At 72.7% G+C, this 14,557-nt stretch carries 14 protein-coding genes and 2 tRNA genes; 2 read left to right on the top strand and 14 right to left on the bottom strand.

Going from position 1 to position 14,557, the window contains the following annotated elements; translation table 11 throughout:
- Positions 1-13 precede the first annotated feature (13 nt).
- A tRNA-Ala gene (locus tag OG937_28595) sits at positions 14-86 on the top strand.
- 154 nt (positions 87-240) lie between these two features.
- Here the strand turns inward: OG937_28595 and OG937_28600 are convergent.
- The gene (locus tag OG937_28600) at positions 241-1,515 is read right to left on the bottom strand and encodes a glycosyltransferase 87 family protein (protein ID WUD75365.1); all 1,275 of its coding nucleotides are present in this window, start codon (positions 1,513-1,515) and stop codon (positions 241-243) included.
- Between the two features lie 149 nt (positions 1,516-1,664).
- Here OG937_28600 and OG937_28605 point away from each other — a divergent pair.
- Positions 1,665-1,737: transfer RNA gene (locus OG937_28605), tRNA-Ala, on the top strand.
- Between the two features lie 74 nt (positions 1,738-1,811).
- On the opposite strand, the gene OG937_28610 is transcribed toward OG937_28605, so the two are convergent.
- The 13 genes from OG937_28610 to OG937_28670 form a co-directional block, all read right to left on the bottom strand.
- Positions 1,812-2,585 (bottom strand): dienelactone hydrolase family protein, encoded by a 774-nt coding sequence (locus OG937_28610; GenBank protein WUD75366.1) that lies wholly within the window; start codon positions 2,583-2,585, stop codon positions 1,812-1,814.
- Positions 2,586-2,613: 28 nt separating this feature from the next.
- Complete coding sequence (locus OG937_28615) at positions 2,614-2,952, bottom strand: DUF4873 domain-containing protein (protein ID WUD75367.1); 339 nt, start codon at positions 2,950-2,952, stop codon at positions 2,614-2,616.
- Positions 2,949-3,872 (bottom strand): diiron oxygenase, encoded by a 924-nt coding sequence (locus OG937_28620; protein ID WUD75368.1) that lies wholly within the window; start codon positions 3,870-3,872, stop codon positions 2,949-2,951. The genes OG937_28615 and OG937_28620 overlap by 4 nt, the downstream gene beginning before the upstream one ends.
- A 9-nt stretch (positions 3,873-3,881) precedes the next feature.
- Positions 3,882-4,739: a ThiF family adenylyltransferase gene (locus OG937_28625; GenBank protein WUD75369.1), complete on the bottom strand. Its 858-nt coding sequence runs from the start codon at positions 4,737-4,739 to the stop codon at positions 3,882-3,884.
- On the bottom strand, positions 4,736-5,653 hold the full coding sequence (locus OG937_28630; GenBank protein ID WUD75370.1) for a hypothetical protein: 918 nt from the start codon (positions 5,651-5,653) through the stop codon (positions 4,736-4,738). The genes OG937_28625 and OG937_28630 overlap by 4 nt, the downstream gene beginning before the upstream one ends.
- Before the next feature lie 29 nt (positions 5,654-5,682).
- The gene (locus OG937_28635; GenBank protein WUD75371.1) at positions 5,683-6,957 is read right to left on the bottom strand and encodes an acyl-CoA/acyl-ACP dehydrogenase; all 1,275 of its coding nucleotides are present in this window, start codon (positions 6,955-6,957) and stop codon (positions 5,683-5,685) included.
- Positions 6,958-7,003: 46 nt separating this feature from the next.
- Positions 7,004-7,348 (bottom strand): hypothetical protein, encoded by a 345-nt coding sequence (locus OG937_28640; protein ID WUD75372.1) that lies wholly within the window; start codon positions 7,346-7,348, stop codon positions 7,004-7,006.
- Positions 7,349-7,380: 32 nt separating this feature from the next.
- Positions 7,381-8,937 carry a GMC family oxidoreductase N-terminal domain-containing protein gene (locus tag OG937_28645; GenBank protein WUD75373.1) on the bottom strand — a complete coding sequence of 519 codons (1,557 nt, stop codon included), beginning with the start codon at positions 8,935-8,937 and terminating at the stop codon, positions 7,381-7,383.
- Entirely contained in the window at positions 8,934-9,605 is a 672-nt protein-coding gene (locus tag OG937_28650) for an SGNH/GDSL hydrolase family protein (protein ID WUD75374.1), read from the bottom strand. Before OG937_28650 ends, OG937_28645 begins: the two co-directional genes overlap by 4 nt.
- A complete protein-coding gene (locus OG937_28655) occupies positions 9,602-9,865 on the bottom strand; it encodes an acyl carrier protein (GenBank protein WUD75375.1) in 264 nt (87 codons plus the stop codon). The genes OG937_28650 and OG937_28655 overlap by 4 nt, the downstream gene beginning before the upstream one ends.
- A 39-nt stretch (positions 9,866-9,904) precedes the next feature.
- Complete coding sequence (locus OG937_28660) at positions 9,905-10,942, bottom strand: ribonucleotide-diphosphate reductase subunit beta (protein WUD75376.1); 1,038 nt, start codon at positions 10,940-10,942, stop codon at positions 9,905-9,907.
- A gap of 154 nt (positions 10,943-11,096) precedes the next feature.
- Complete coding sequence (locus OG937_28665; GenBank protein ID WUD75377.1) at positions 11,097-12,788, bottom strand: AMP-binding protein; 1,692 nt, start codon at positions 12,786-12,788, stop codon at positions 11,097-11,099.
- 299 nt (positions 12,789-13,087) lie between these two features.
- Positions 13,088-14,539: an MFS transporter gene (locus OG937_28670; protein WUD75378.1), complete on the bottom strand. Its 1,452-nt coding sequence runs from the start codon at positions 14,537-14,539 to the stop codon at positions 13,088-13,090.
- Positions 14,540-14,557 lie beyond the last annotated feature (18 nt).

Genomic DNA, 14,557 nt, shown 5'->3' on the forward strand with positions numbered 1-14,557 from the left:
GCCCGAGGACAGCGGGGCTATAGCTCAGTTGGTAGAGCGCTTGCATGGCATGCAAGAGGTCCGGGGTTCGAATCCCCGTAGCTCCACAGCGGCATCGGATCCCGTCTCCCCCCAGGGGAGGCGGGATCTTCGCGTTCGCCCCGCCGTGCCGCGCCGCGGGCTGGCGCCGGTGAACCGCCGGGGCAGCGGGAAGCGGCCTTTCCGGTCGGCCTGTTGGGGGTCGGCCCCGGGCCGGGCGCCTCAGGCGGGGGCCGTGGCGCGGTTCCCCCGGCCGCGCCACGCGACGGCCGCCGCGAGGCACAGGAACGCCGCCCCGGCGGCCGGGTAGACCGCCGACAGCGCCATCTGGGGCACGGACTGGTGGAGTTCGGGACGTGCGACCCCGTCGCCGTGCGGCGTGAGCCACAGCGCGTACGAGCAGAAGAGCAGGCCGTACAGCGCGGTGCCGCCCCACCAGAGCGCGGGCCGGCGGCTGCGCGGGGCACGTCCGGCGAGGAACACGACCAGGGGGACCGCCCACACCCAGTGGTGCGACCAGGAGACGGGGCTGACCAGGAGGCCCGTCACGGCACAGGACAGCACCGCCCAGGCGTGCTCCCCGGCCCGCAGGTGCGCCGTGGCGACGGCCAGGCCCGTGCAGGCCGCGAGAGCGGCCGCGACGAGCCACCAGCCGCCCGGGTCGCCGGTGTGCAGCGCCCGCGCGAGCACCCCCCGCAGGGACTGGTTGGCGGTGTCCTCGGCGTTGCCGGCGCGGTCGGCGGAGAAGACGACCCCGCCCCAGAAGCGCCCCGAGTCGCGCGGCAGTACGAGCGCGGAAAGGCCCACGGTCGCCGCGAAGGTGACGCACGCCACGGCGGCCTGCCGCAGCCGTGGGTTCCACCGCTCGCGCCGCCGCCAGGCCACCGCCGCTCCGCCGACGGCCAGGAAGACCACGAACAGCAGCGGGGTCAGCTTGATCCCCGCGGCGATGCCGATGCCGATTCCGGCCGCCCGGTTCCCGCGCCGGGTGAGGTCCCACAGCACCAGGACCGCGAGCAGCAGGTTGATCTGCCCGTACCGCAGCGTCGTCCACACCGGCTCGCACCACACGGCGGCCGCCGCCACGCCGAGCGCGGCCGCCGCCGGCGGGAGCCGCCGCGGCAGTCCGGCCAGCCGGAGCGACAGATGGCAGAGCGCCACCAGCAGGCCCAGGTTGAGCAGGGTCGCCGCGATCCGGCAGGCGCCGGTGCCGAGCAGCGTCAGCGGCGTGAAGAGCAGCGCCGCGAACGGCGGGTAGGTGTTGGGCAGCTGCGCGTGGGTGACGCGCATCGCGTAGAGGTCCCCGCCGTTGCGCACCGTCCAGCCCTCGGCGCGGTAGACGGTGAGGTCGATCATCGAGACGTGTGCGGCGCGTTGGGCGGCCCAGAAGGCCGTGAAGGAGACCAGGCAGGCGAGTGCCGCGATGAGGACGGCCCGCCGCGCCGGGAGGCTCCGGGGCGCGTTCTCGGCGATGGCCCTGGGCTGTGTCGCGGTCACGGCGGCCTGCTCCGCTCTCGGTCGGTGAGGGGGTCAGCCGACAGTACCGGGAGCCCTGTCGCGACGGCCAGGAATGGATTTGGCGAACCGCCCCCAGGGCCGTGTAATGTATGCCAGGTCGCCGGGGGAACCCGGGGAAACGACAGCGCGGGGCTATAGCTCAGTTGGTAGAGCGCTTGCATGGCATGCAAGAGGTCCGGGGTTCGAATCCCCGTAGCTCCACTTCCACAGTGTGACGGGAGCCCGTCCGATCGCCGCGATCGGACGGGCTCCTCGCATTCCGCGGCGGCCGTCCCTCACCTGGCGGCCGCGCGCCCGGTGAAGGCCAGCACCCTGCGCCAAGCGTCGGCCGACGCTTCGACGTGGTCGCCCTGCTTCACGTCGAAGAAGCTGTGCGGGGCGCCGGGGTAGCTGACCACCTCGTGCTCGATCCCCGCCTCGGCGAGGGCGCGCTCGAAGGCGTCGACGTGGCCCTGCGGGATGCCGGGGTCGTCGCCCGCCATCAGCGCGAGCACCGGGGCGGTCAGCTCACCCGCCCGCTGGGTGGGGCCGGGCGCGCCGTCCGGGCCCGGGGCGGGCCAGCAGTAGAAGCCCACCGTCCCGGCGAGGCCGTGGCCCGCCTTCTCCGTGCCCGCGAGGACGGCCAGCCGGCCCCCGATGCAGAAGCCGGCGGTGACGATCCGGCGCCGCTCGCCGCCCTCGGGGGAGCGCAGGTGCGCCACCGCGGCGGAGAGGTCGTCGTACAGGCCGCGCGGCGTCAGCCGCACCATGTGCTCGTTCACCGGGAAGTCCGTCCCCCGCTCGCCCACCCCCGCGGTGCGGCCGTAGTAGTCCACGACCACCGCGTGGTGGCCGTTCTCGGCGAAGCGCCGGGCCAGCTCGATGTAGAAGCGGTAGAGCCCGCGCACATCGGGCAGGATGACGACGCCGAGGCCGGAGGGGTCCTCCGGTACGGCCTCGAAGGCGGCGAAGCGGGCCCCGTCCCGGGCGGTGAGCGTGATCCGGTGGTCCCGGGCGAGGGCCTGCGGCCCGTGGGGCACCGGAGGCGCGGAATCGGCGTCGAAGCACATGGTGCGGCTCCCTGGGGGTTCTCGCGGGTCAGTTCTCGGGGCTGGGCATGGCCATGGCGGTGAACGGGGGCGTGCTGGTGCCCTCGACCCGCATCCGCTGCCACAGGTCGGGGTCGCAGAGCTCGCCCTCGGCCCGGCCGTGCGGCGTGCACACGGTGACCGGGACCGGCCGGCCGTCCGCCAGCGCGGACAGCCGCGCGTCGGGGGCCAGCCGGCCGTACCAGTGGTAGCGGCCGTCGAGGGGCTGGAAGCAGCCGGTCAGCCGGATCTCGACGTCGAGGGTCCGGCCGTCCACCAGCAGGGTGGCCGGTCCGGCGTAGCCGTCCTCGTCGTGGGCGTGGGCGTGGTCGGCGCCGTGGGCGGTCACGACAGCCAGCCGGCCTCGCGCCAGACCTTCTCCGTGGGGCCGCCGATCAGCCCTATCTGGTGGTAGTACGCGGCGATCCGCTGACCCCCGTACTTCGCGTTCTCGATGTTGTGGGGGTTGGCCCGGGCCGCCGCGATCGCGGTCTTGGGGTCGAGCCCGGCCCGCTGGTACATCAGCGGGTTGTAGCGGTCCTTGCGCATGCCGGCGACGATCCCCGCGAGCAGCCTGCGCAGGGCGCCGAGCCGGGCCTTGGACAGGGTGGGCACGAACCGCTCGAGCTCGGTGCGGGCGAAGGAGATGTGCCGGGCCTCCTCGACCACGTGGATGCGGGCGACCGCGCGCACGACGGGCTGGATGGTCTCGTCGCCCGACTGCTCGCGCTGGAAGCGGTCGAAGAACTCCTCGGTGAGCAGGATCAGCGCCCACAGCGCCGGCACCGGCGCGAAGGTCTTGAGCAGCAGTCCGCTCCGCAGGGTCTTCGGCGGCGTCGGGTAGATCTCGGCCCCGATCTTCTCCACCAGTTTGGCGAACATGATCATGTGCCGGACCTCGTCCGCGACCTCCGTCAGGGCGAACTGCACCTGCGGGGTCGACACGTCGCGCTTGTAGACGTACCGGGAGACCAGATGGAGCAGTACGTGCTCGGTCCACACCCCGACGGCGACCGAGGCGGCCAGTTCCTCACGGCTGAGCAGCATCCGCTGCTCGGCGCCGAGCGAGTCCCACAGCTCGGTGCCGTAGAGCGAGCAGCGCTTCTCCGCGAGGAACCACTTGCCCTCGACGAGCGGCGCGTCCCAGTCGATGTCCACCAGGGGGTCGTACGAGTGCCGGGCGGACGCGATGAGCAGCTGGGCCGCCTTCTTCGTCTGGCGGGCGACCGGATCGGCCTTGAGATCGGGCTTGAGCAGTTCGGACGTCATCTCTTCCTCCTAGGACTGCGGTCGGACAATCTGGTGGACGTCCAGCGACAGCGCCTCGCGGACGGGACGGCCGGCCAGCACCTCGACGACGTAACGGGCCGTCAGAACGCCGAAGAGCAGCGAGGTGTAGACCAGCTGCGGAACGCTGTAGTCCGGCTCGTCGCGGTGGGCGCGCACATCGGCCAGCAGGTCCTCGGGCACCAGCTCGCGCGGCACGATCCGCAGGAGCAGCTCCCACACCGACTCGGAGGCGACCTGTTCCGCGGTGACCTCGCCGGCCAGCGGCGGCAGCCCGAGGCGGTAGTCGTAGTAGCGGACGTACTGGGTGCCGGACATGTCGTAGCCGGAGACGACGGGCCGGCCCTGGGCCGCCGCCTCGGCGTGCAGGGCGTACTTGGCGCGCCAGCCCTCCGGGGTGGTCACGTCGACGCCGTCGACGACGATGTCGCAACCGCCCAGCAGCGCCGCCACGTTCTCCGGCCGGATCCCCTCCGGGCACACCTCGGCGACCGCGTGCGGGTTGACCGCGCGGACGCGCTCGGCGGCCACATCGGCCTTGTTGCGGCCGATGTCGGCGTGCGCCGCGTGCTGCCGGTTGAGGTTGTTCAGCTCGTACGCGCCTGGCTCGGCGAGGACGAAGTGCTGCACGCCCAGCCGGGTCAGCGGATCGACGGCCGCCCCGCCCGTCGATCCGCAGCCCGCGACGAGCACCACGGCCGTCCGCAGCGCCCGCTGCGCGGCGTCCGGGATCAGGCCGCGGTTGCGTTCGGTGAACGCGGCGTAGAAAGCGTCGGGGGCGCCGTCCGTCCCCGTGGCGCCGGTCGCGGCGACGGCCGGAACGGGCGCGGTCGTGTGGATGCCGGTCATACGTGAACCCTCCGCAGGCGGCCGCCGACCGTCTCCACCAGGCCCTTGAGGGCGTCCAGCGGATTGCGGTCGGTCAGGGCGCGGTCGATGTGTCGGATCAGTCGCTGCAGTTCCTCGCCGTGCGGAGCCCGCGCCACGAAGGGCTTCACCACGTCGCGCTGCGTGTAGAGCGGGAACATCAGGTCGTCGGCGGGCAGCGAGGGACGGGTGCCCTCCAGCACCGTGATGTCCTTCAGGCTGCGCAGCAGCCTGCGGATGGCGACGCCCTCCTCGCCGTCCCCCACGAGCACCTCGGGGGCCGGCTCGATCCGGCCCAGCGCGGTGTAGAAGCCGAGCATCAGCTCCAGCGTCAGGCGGAGCCGCGCGTGGGCGCTGGAACGATTCTCCTCAGCGCGGTGCACCAGCCGCTTGACCTCCCACACGCGGCTGGTGTCGAGGTCCCCGTCGCACTCCACGTGCTCGAAGAGATTGACCCCGTGGGCGACCTCGCACGGGAAGAGCGACCGTGCGGGGTCCTTGAGGCGCAGGGGCACCGGGTCGGTCGAGCCGACCAGCGAGAGATAGCGCAGGATCGCGCCGCTCGGCCCGTCGAGGGCGAGCACGTGGATCTCGTTCCGGTGGCCGCCGTGGGGTTCGGTCACCAGCGAGCGCCGGAAGGCGAGATCCGCGCTGGCGAACCTCAGGCGCAGGTACTGGGCGAGCCGGAAGCCGTAGACGCCGTGGCGGTACGGCTCCGGCAGCCCGTCGTTGCGCACGGCGAGGACGGTCGGGCCGCCGGGCCGCTCGCAGTGGTACAGGAGGCTCTCCGCGGGCACCTGGGCGGCGAGCCCCGTGAAACTGGTCAGGCTGTGCACCATCTGCACCTCGGAGGCGTAGACGTCGGTGCTCCGGGCCCGTTCGAGTGTCTGCTCCATCGCGATGGCTCCCTCGGCCGGATCGTGGATCAGGCGCGGTGGCCGTAGAGCGCGCCCGTGACGGCCAGCGCGAGGACCTCGGGGGTGCCCTCGTAGATGCGGGCCCCGAAGGACTCGCGGACGAACTTCTCGACGTCGTACTCCCGGCAGTAGCCGCGGGCGCCGAGCATCGACATGGCCTCCTCGGCCACCTCGATGGCGATCCGGTCCGCGTAGAGCTTGGCGGCGGCCGGGCCGTAGGTGGGGGCGGGCAGCATGTTGTCGGCCTGGTGGGCGGCCTGGAGGTAGAGCAGCCGGGCGGCGTCGATCTTCACGGACATGTCGGCGAGCTTCCGCGCGCTGAACTGGTGGCGGTACAGCGGCACCCCGGCCTGGACGCGCTCGCCGCACCACTGCTTGGCGATCTCGAACGCGCCCCGGGCGACACCGGTGGAGATCGCGGCGACGGTGGTGCGGGCCTGGTTGGACTGCATGGTGAGGAAGTTCCAGCCGTTGCCCTCGCCGTGCACCACGTTCGCGGCGGGCACACGGACGTCCTCGAAGACCAGGGTGGTGCCGAGGCAGGCGCGGTAGCCCATCTTGTCCGCGACCGGGCCGCGGGTCACGCCCTCGCTGTCCAGCGGGACGACGAAGGTGGTCAGGCCGTCCGCCCCGGGATGTCCCTCGAGGTTGGCGAAGACGGTGCACCACTGCGCGACCTTGCCGTTGGTGATGAACCGCTTGATGCCGTTGAGGACGTAGCTGTCGCCCTCCCGGCGGGCGGTCGTCACCTCCTGCGCGTGCGGGGAGTTCTCCGGGATGAGCAGGTCGCAGCCGGCCACCTCCTCGGTGATGGCGTTGCAGGCGAGCACCGGCTCGGCGCCGAGGAACCCGGGGATGAACCGGGCCTGGAGGCCGGGGTCGCCGGAGGCGAGCACGCTGCTCTGGCCGAGCAGCGACGCGCCGAAGATCAACGCGGTGCTGGCGCAGACGGCGGCCAGCTCCTCCAGGGCGACGGCGACCCCGAGCACCCCCACGCCGCGGCCGCCGAACTCCCGGGGCAGGGTCATCCGCAGCAGCCCCAGTTCGTGGCCCTTGCGGACGATCTCCCAGTCGAAGTCGTCGTGCGGCGCGAGGTCGTTGTCGAGCACCCGGGGCTTGACGACGGTGCGCGCGAACTCGCGGACCTCGTCGCGCAGCCGCTCCACCTCGGGCGGCAGCGTGAACAGGGAGGGCATGGCGGCCGCACTGAGGGCGGCCGCGTCGGACAGGGTCGGCGCGTTGGTCACGATGCCGGTGCTGACGGCGGCGGTCATGGCGGTCATGCCTTTCATCGATGTCGTACGGTCGTCGAACGCGTCTCGGACGGGGTCAGGCGGACAGCTCCGCGTATTTGGCGCCCACCGCCGGCAGCAGGTCGGCCAGCTGCCGGACCTGGGCGACCGGGCCCTTGATGGTCAGCCGGCGCTCCACCACGGCGTTCATCAGCGGCAGCCGGCCGCTCCACACCTCGTGGGCGGTGTCCGGCCCCATTTCGAAGCGCAGGGTGGGAGGGAAGGGCGGCTCGCCCGTCACCAGGCCGTCGGAGGAGACGAAGACGGCGGCGCCGGCCTCGGGCTGGACGAAGAACAGCGAGAGCCCGCGGTCCTTCAGCTTGGCGGTGAAGTCGTCGTCGGCGAGCAGGGCGCCGAACAGCGTCCGGTGGTCCACGGTCATGGCGGAGTGCCTCTCGGTTCGTCGGGCTCGGATCAGGCGGTGCGCAGCAGGTCGGCCGCGCGCTCGGCGAGCATCACGGTCGGCGCGTGGGTGTGCGCGCGGGGGACGACAGGAAGTGCGCTGGCATCGACGACGCGCAGTCCCGCGGTCCCCCGCACGCAGAACAGGGGATCCACGACCGACGCCTCGTCCGCCCCCATGCGGCAGGTGCCCACGGGGTGGTAGAGCGTCTCCGCGTGGCGTCGCACGAGGGCGGCCACGGCGTCGGCGGAATCGTCCAGGACCCCGGCGACCAGCGGCTCCCCGAGCCACGGCGCCAGCGGTTCCCGGCGGAGGATGTCCTGGGCCCGGCGGACGCCCGCGGTCAGCGTGGCCAGGTCGGCCCCGCCCGGGTCGGTCAGGTAGCCGGGGTCGATCAGGGGTGCCGCGGCCGGGTCGGCGGACCGCAGCGTGATCCGGCCGCGGCTCTCGGGCTGCAGCAGGACGACGCTGAGCGTCACCCCGTGCCCGGGGTCGCCGCGCCCGTGGTCGAGGAACGGCACCGGCATCCAAAGCAGTTCGACGTCCGGGGCCGCCCGACGCTCGTCGGTGCGCAGCCAGACCACGGCCTCGGCGAGGTTGGAGCTCAGCTTCCCGGTGCGGTGGCGGAAGTACTGCATCACGTCCTCGCCCTGGTCGCCGATGCCCGGCGAGACCGGTTCGCGGGCGGCCAGCGCGAGCGGCGCGAAGAGGTGGTCGCTCAGCCCCCGGCCCACCGCCGGCAGTTCCACGGCGACCGGGACGCCGTGCGCGCGCAGCTGTTCCGGGTCGCCGACGCCGGACAGCATGAGCAGGTGCGGGCTGCCCACGGCGCCCGCGGCGAGGATCACCTCGCGGGCCGCCGCCACCGTCCGTATGCCGTCCGGCGTGGCGACCTCGACGCCGGTCGCGCGGGTCCCGTCGAGCACGACCCGCCGGGCGTGCCCCGCGGTGAGGACGGTCAGGTTGTCCCGGCCGAGGGCCGGGCGTAGATAGGCGTCGGCGGTGCTCCAGCGGCGGCCGTTGCGCTGGGTGACGCGGATCGGTCCGCAGCCCTCGGGAGCCGTCCACTCGGTGTCGCCCATCGGGGGGACGCCCGCCTTGGCACAGGCGGCGAGGAAGTCGGCGGTGGTCGGGTTGGGATCGCGCAGGTGCCGGACGCCCAGGGTCGCCTCGGCCCGCCGGAAGTACGGCTCCACCTCGGTGAAGCCCCAGCCGGTGAGGCCGGCGGCAGCCCAGCCGTCGTAGTCCGCGCGGTGACCGCGCGTCCAGATCTGGGCGTTGAGCGAGGAGGAACCGCCCAGGGTCCTGCCCCGCGGCCAGAAGACCTCACGGCCGCCCAGGGCGCGCTGGGGGGCGGTGGAGAAGGCCCAGTCGTACTCCGTGCCGAACAGCTTGGGGAACGCGGCCGGGATGCTGATCTCGGCCTTGCGGTCGGGTCCGCCCGCCTCGACGAGGACGACCCGTACCGAGGGGTCCTCGCTGAGCCGCGCGGCGAGGACGCAGCCGGCCGAGCCGGCGCCGACCACGACGTAGTCGGCGCCGGCGACCGAGGCGGCGGGCCCGGTCACGCGATGTCCTGCGCGAGGTTGCGGATGATCTCGGACGCGAGCACCGCATGCCCGTGCATCGAGAAGTGGATCCCGTCCCCGCTCATCAGCGTGGGCTCGTTCCGGACCGGATGCCGCTCCATCTCCACGACGGTGGCGTCGTAGCGGCCGGCCACCGCCCTGATCCGCTCGTTCAGCGCGGCGATCCTGGTGCGGAACTCGGCCAGTTCGGGGAAGGCGTCGAAGATGTCGGCGACCGTGAACGCGAAGATGTGCGCCTTCTGCTCGTGCAGCGCCCGGTAGATGGCGTCGAGGTCGGCCTCGACCGCTGCCAGGTCGGGCTCCGGCACGAAGAGGTCGTTGCCGCCGGAGGCCACGTTCACCAGGTCGGGGCGGAACGCCAGCACCCGCTCCAGCTGGGTCTCGCGCACCTGGCCGGTGCGCAGCCCCGTCTCGCCGGTGTTGAGGTACTCCAGGCCGGGCCGGGTGGCCCGCAGGGCGCCCGCGACCCGCTCGGGCCAGGGCACGTCGGCGAAGCCGGGGCACGGGCCGCCCACGCCCTGGGCGAAGCTGTCGCCCATCACGGCGAACCGCTGCCAGGGTGCGGGGCGCAGCAGCTCCGCCGCCGCGTCCTTCGCCAGGCAGTGCCGGTCGGCGCGTTCCTTCGTCGGGGTCACGGCGGCGCTCACGCGGCGTCGATGGGGGTGGCGAGGGCCTGCACGACCAGCTCCTCGACGTCCTGGACGGTGGTGATGTCGGGCACCGTCCCCTGGCTCATGGACCTGAGACCGAAGGCGGACTCGATCTGCAGCGACAGCTCGATCACGGCGAGGGAGTCGTAGCCGAGGTCCTCCACCAGGAGGTCCGCGGGGGCGACGTCCCGCTTGCCGCTCGGGCTCATCTCGCCGACGATCTCGCGGACCTTGGCGCGCGTGGACTCGTTGGACATGCCGAACTCACTTTCCTGAGAGGGGTACTGACGGATGGGTCACCGGGCGGCGGCGCGGGCCGCGGCGGCACGGATCGGGTGCGGCGCCGACCACCGCTCCTCGTAGGCGGACAGCGCCTTGCCGATCTCCTCGCGCCAGGCCCGCTGGGCGCGGTCGGCCAGTTCGGGCAGGCCGATCAGGCGCAGCTGCTTGACCAGCCGCTCCTCGCCGATGTCGACGGCACCCTGCAACTGCGCGGCCCGGCTGGCGAGCGCGGCGGGGATGGCGGGCGAGGGGTTGTGCCGGGCGGGGCCGATGAGCACCCAGGCCGCCATCCCGATCGCCTCGAAGTGGGCGTCCTCGACCACCCGGCCGAAACCGCGCGCCACGCCGTCCTCGGCGGCCCGCAGCCCGAACGAGACGTGCCGGGACTCGTCCCGCGTGACGTTGGTGAGCCCCTCCTCCAGGGCGGCCAGCCGCAGCCGCCGGGCGAGGAAGCGGGTGGTGCGCAGCGCGGTGGCGGCCAGTACGCCCTCGGTGATCAGGTGGTAGTAGACCAGGGCGCGGTACCAGGACTCGGTGTCGCCGCTGCGCCGGACCTCCGAGGTGACCCTGGTGAGCTCGGGGGCGAAGACCTTGGCGTAGTCGGCCGCCGCCTCCAGGTCGCCGCCCTCCGCGGCGTCGAGGTCGATACCGCAGGCGTCCTCCAGGTAGGTCTGGAAGAACCGCACGTGGCGGGCCTCGTCGGCGAGCTGGGTGCACAGGTAGATGCGGTCGTCCTCGGTCGGCGGGCTGTCGATCAGCGTGCCGAGGGTGTGGGTCACCGCGACCTCGCCGACCTCCAGTTCGGCCAGCGCGCCCAGCATCTGCTGCCGCATGAACGGGGTGAGGGCGTTCCAGCGCTCCACGTCACGGGCCGGCCTGACCTCGGCGACGCTCCACTGCTGCCGTTCCCAGCGGCGGTAGAGGTCGGCGGAGGTGGCGAGCCGGCCCTGCCGGTCCTGGCCGGGTCCGTGCTCGTCGGTGCCGGTTTCCGCGGTGATGTCGGGGACGTAGCCCTGGCCGGGTCCGGTGTCCGTGGTGGCGGCAGTCGTCATTGCACTCGTCTCCTCGTGGGAATTCACGTCGTCAGGGCATGCGTGACCGCGGCGGGAACGCGGCGGAATTCACGGATGACGGAAAAGGAATCACTGCAACTGCGGCGCGCGTGCCGGGGACGCCGGGCGCGCCGGATGGGCGGGACGCGCCGGCTCAGCCGGTGACGGGGGTGGCGGGAGCCGTGCCGTGCACGACCTCCCCGATGGCCTCCCCGTCCTGGAAGCGGCGCCAGAGCAGGCGCCGGCGCGGCTTGCCGCTGGAGGTGCGGGGGATGCCGCCCCGCGCGGTGCGGACCACGGTGACCCTGACGGTGTCGTCGGTGGCGGCGCGGACCACGGCGAGCGCGCCGTCGAGCCAGCCGGCCTCCCCCGATTCGACGACGGCCACCACGTGGTGGGCCTCACCGGTCGTGCCGAGGGCGACGGCGCACCGCCCGGACGGGATGCCGTCGATCACGGTGAGCGCGGTCTCGAGGTCCTCCGCGTGCACCTTCCGGCCGCGGACCTTGATGCTGTCGCCGACCCGGCCGACCACGAACAGTTCGCCGTCCAGCAGGAATCCGGAGTCGCCGGTGCGCAGGCCGCCGTCCGTGAAGTTCGACGAGGCGTCCGGTACGGAGGAGCGGTAGCCGCTCGCCACGGATGCCCCCCGGACGCGGATCTCGCCGAAGTGCCCCTCGGGGAGCGGCGCGCCGTCCTCGTCGACGATGTCCACGGCGGCGCCCGGCACCGCCGGGCCGCAGGACGTCAGCCAGTTCGCCCCGCCGTCCGGGTGGGCGGTCCCGAGCCGTCCCCGGCCGGTGGGCACGACCGGCCGGCCGGTGTGCAGTCCGCCTTCCAGCCGTACGGTGCGTGCCCTGGTGCCCGGCGTGACGCCCGAGACGGCCAGGGTGGCCTCGGCGAGTCCGTAGCAGGGGGCGAAGGCCGTGGTGCGGAAGCCGTGGGGGGCCAGCAGTGCGCCGAACGCGGCGGCGGCCCGGGGATCGATGCGCTCCGCTCCGTTCATGGCGACCCGCCAGCGGGAGAAGTCCATTCCCTCCAGGTCCTGCGGACGGACGCGTTTGGCGGTGTAGCCGTACCCGAAGTTGGGGGCGGTGGTCACGGTCGCGCCGTGCCGGCCGTGCGCCTCCAGCCAGCGCAGCGGGTCCCGCACGAAGTCCAGGGGCGACATGAGCCACAGGTCGATCTGGGCCGTGAGCGAACCGAGGAACGTTCCGATGAGTCCCATGTCGTGGTAGAGCGGGAGCCAGGAGGAGCAGGAGTCGGCGGCGGTTATCCCCAGCCACTCGTGAATGCTCCGGACGTTCGCCGCCAGATTGTCCTGGGACACCCGGACCCCCTTCGGGGTGCCGCTGGATCCCGAGGTGAACTGCAGGAGTCCGAGGTCCGCCGGTGCGCGTCGCGCGGAATCCTCGATCGATAATTCCGCCGACCCCTCGAGGAGTACCGCGGAGCCGCCGTCCAGCTGCGTTGAGCTTTTCTCGGCTATTTCCGAGAGGGACGCGTCGGACAGTATCAGGGCCGGTTCCGCGACCTTCAGGATGTCCGTGACGTGCTCGGTGTAACGATCGTTTCCCTGGAAGGTGAGGGGCGAGGCGATCGGTGCCGGTGTGAGGCCGGCGAGCATGGTGCCCAGGAAGGCGGGTGCGAAGTCGCGCACCTCGCTGACCAGTAGAGACACAACGTCGCCGGGCTGTGCGCCGTGGGCGTGGAGTAAGGAGGCCACTTGGTGCGCCTCGCCGGCCAGTGTGGTGTAGGAGACGAACGACCAGCCGGTCCCGGAATCCGAGAAATGGATTCCCCGATCGTCGGCGGCATGGTCGAGCCAGTCAAGAACGGTGTGCATCAGGTCCCCCCGCGGTCACTGATCTACGAGCCGGAACATGGTCGTTTTCGAAGTTCCGGCCCTGCCGCGTTCGAGTCTGCCATGGGGAGGGGTTGACTGCAAGAAAATTATTTGCGCCGACCCGCCGGTAATGATCGGCGAGAGCGGATTGGTTTATTCCTTGAATTGTTTCCGAACGATTTACTCCGCCACGCGGTGAGTAATGGTGGGGAATGTTGACGGAAAACGGGAGGGCGGCGACCGGGAGAACGATTCAACGTTCTCCCGGCCGCCGGTTTTCCCGGCTCCGGGCGGGGGTCTCAGGAGCCGGGGACCTCCGCCGGTGCCGGCGTGCCCGCCTCCTGCCGCGGGGCGGCCGCGGGAGCCCGGTCGGTGAGCCCCAGGGCGGCGAGCGCCGCCACGACGGTGACGGCCGTGCACACCCGGTACAGGTCGTGGAAGGCTTCGACGCCCGGCGCCGAGTGCGCGGCCATGATGGCGGCCAGCATCGCCGTCCCCAGGGCGCCGCCGATCTGGCGCGCGGTGAGGTTCATGCCCACGCCGGCCGCGAACTGCAGCGGCGGGAGCGCGGTCGCCGCGATGGACGACAGCGAGGTGACGGCGAAGCCGAGGCCGCCACCGCCCAGGAGTCCGGTCGGGACCCAGGCTCCCCAGAAGTCGGGCTCGGCGCCCAGGAAGTCACTGCCCATCAGCGCGGTGCACGTGGCGAACATCGCCGCGCCGAGGACCACCAGCCAGCGGTGCGTCGCCGGTTTGGAGACCCGGCCGGCGGCGGTCGAGGTGATCATGGAGGCGACCGCGCCGACGCTCATCGCCCCGGCGGCCTCCATGATGCTCCAGTGCCACACCCCGGTGGCGAACAGCGCGCCCGCCAGCAGCCAGGCGAACATCGACACGCCGAAGACCGCGGAGACGCCGTTGACCACCGCGTACTTCCGGCTCTTCCACAGATCGGTGGCGATGGCCGGGGACTCGTGCCGCCGCGACCTCAGCACCGCGAACGCGCCCAGGGCCAGTCCGCCGGCGAGCAGGCCGAGGGTGCGGGCGCTCGTCCATCCCCATGAGTCGCCCTCGGTGAGCGAGGCCACGACCAGTCCGATGCCGAGCGCGAGCGCCGCGGTGCCCACGATGTCGGGAAGCCTGCTGCCCGTCGCGGGCTGGTGGCGGGGGAGCGCCCTCAGCCCGGCGACGGCCAGCAGGACGCCGATGGGCACGTTGATGTAGAAGACCGCGCGCCAGCTGAGCTGCTCCACGAGCACGCCGCCGATGGCCGGGCCGACCACCGCGGAGAAGCCCGCCACCGCCGACCACGTGCCGATCGCCTTGATCAGCTTCTCCAGCGGGGTCGAGGACATGATCAGGCTGAGCGCCGAGGGGATCATCCCCGCCGCCAGCGCGCCCTGCGCGAACCGCGCCACGATCAGCCACTCCGGGCCCGTGGCCGCGCCGCAGGCCAGTGAGGCGAGCGTGAAGCCGGTCAGCGACCAGAGGAAGACCTTGGTGCGCCCGACGGTGTCGGCCAGCCGTCCCGCCGGCGTCAGTACGGCGGCGAACATCACCGCGTAACCGCTGACCACCCAGGTCAGCGTGGCCATCCCGGTGTCCGGGAACTTCTCGATGATCTTGGGGAACGCGATGTTCACGACGGACAGGTCGAGGAACGCCATGAAGGTCGCGCCCGAGCAGAGGAGCAGCACCAGGCCCGGATTGACCTCGGGCTCTCCCTGCCCACTCCTTAAGTCTTCGGACATAGTGCGGCACACCTCCGG

The organism is Streptomyces sp. NBC_00510 (assembly GCA_036013505.1).
Classification (GTDB): domain Bacteria; phylum Actinomycetota; class Actinomycetes; order Streptomycetales; family Streptomycetaceae; genus Actinacidiphila.

What these genes read in the sequence shown, in the direction of transcription:
- OG937_28640 (WUD75372.1), bottom strand. Translation starts at nt 7,348, where the DNA reads ATGACCGTGGACCACCGGACGCTGTTCGGCGCCCTGCTCGCCGACGAC.
- OG937_28630 (WUD75370.1), bottom strand. Translation starts at nt 5,653, where the DNA reads ATGGAGCAGACACTCGAACGGGCCCGGAGCACCGACGTCTACGCCTCC.
- OG937_28665 (WUD75377.1), bottom strand. Translation starts at nt 12,788, where the DNA reads ATGCACACCGTTCTTGACTGGCTCGACCATGCCGCCGACGATCGGGGA.
- OG937_28655 (WUD75375.1), bottom strand. Translation starts at nt 9,865, where the DNA reads ATGTCCAACGAGTCCACGCGCGCCAAGGTCCGCGAGATCGTCGGCGAG.
- OG937_28625 (WUD75369.1), bottom strand. Translation starts at nt 4,739, where the DNA reads ATGACCGGCATCCACACGACCGCGCCCGTTCCGGCCGTCGCCGCGACC.
- OG937_28670 (WUD75378.1), bottom strand. Translation starts at nt 14,539, where the DNA reads ATGTCCGAAGACTTAAGGAGTGGGCAGGGAGAGCCCGAGGTCAATCCG.
- OG937_28610 (WUD75366.1), bottom strand. Translation starts at nt 2,585, where the DNA reads ATGTGCTTCGACGCCGATTCCGCGCCTCCGGTGCCCCACGGGCCGCAG.
- OG937_28620 (WUD75368.1), bottom strand. Translation starts at nt 3,872, where the DNA reads ATGACGTCCGAACTGCTCAAGCCCGATCTCAAGGCCGATCCGGTCGCC.
- OG937_28635 (WUD75371.1), bottom strand. Translation starts at nt 6,957, where the DNA reads ATGACCGCCATGACCGCCGCCGTCAGCACCGGCATCGTGACCAACGCG.
- OG937_28660 (WUD75376.1), bottom strand. Translation starts at nt 10,942, where the DNA reads ATGACGACTGCCGCCACCACGGACACCGGACCCGGCCAGGGCTACGTC.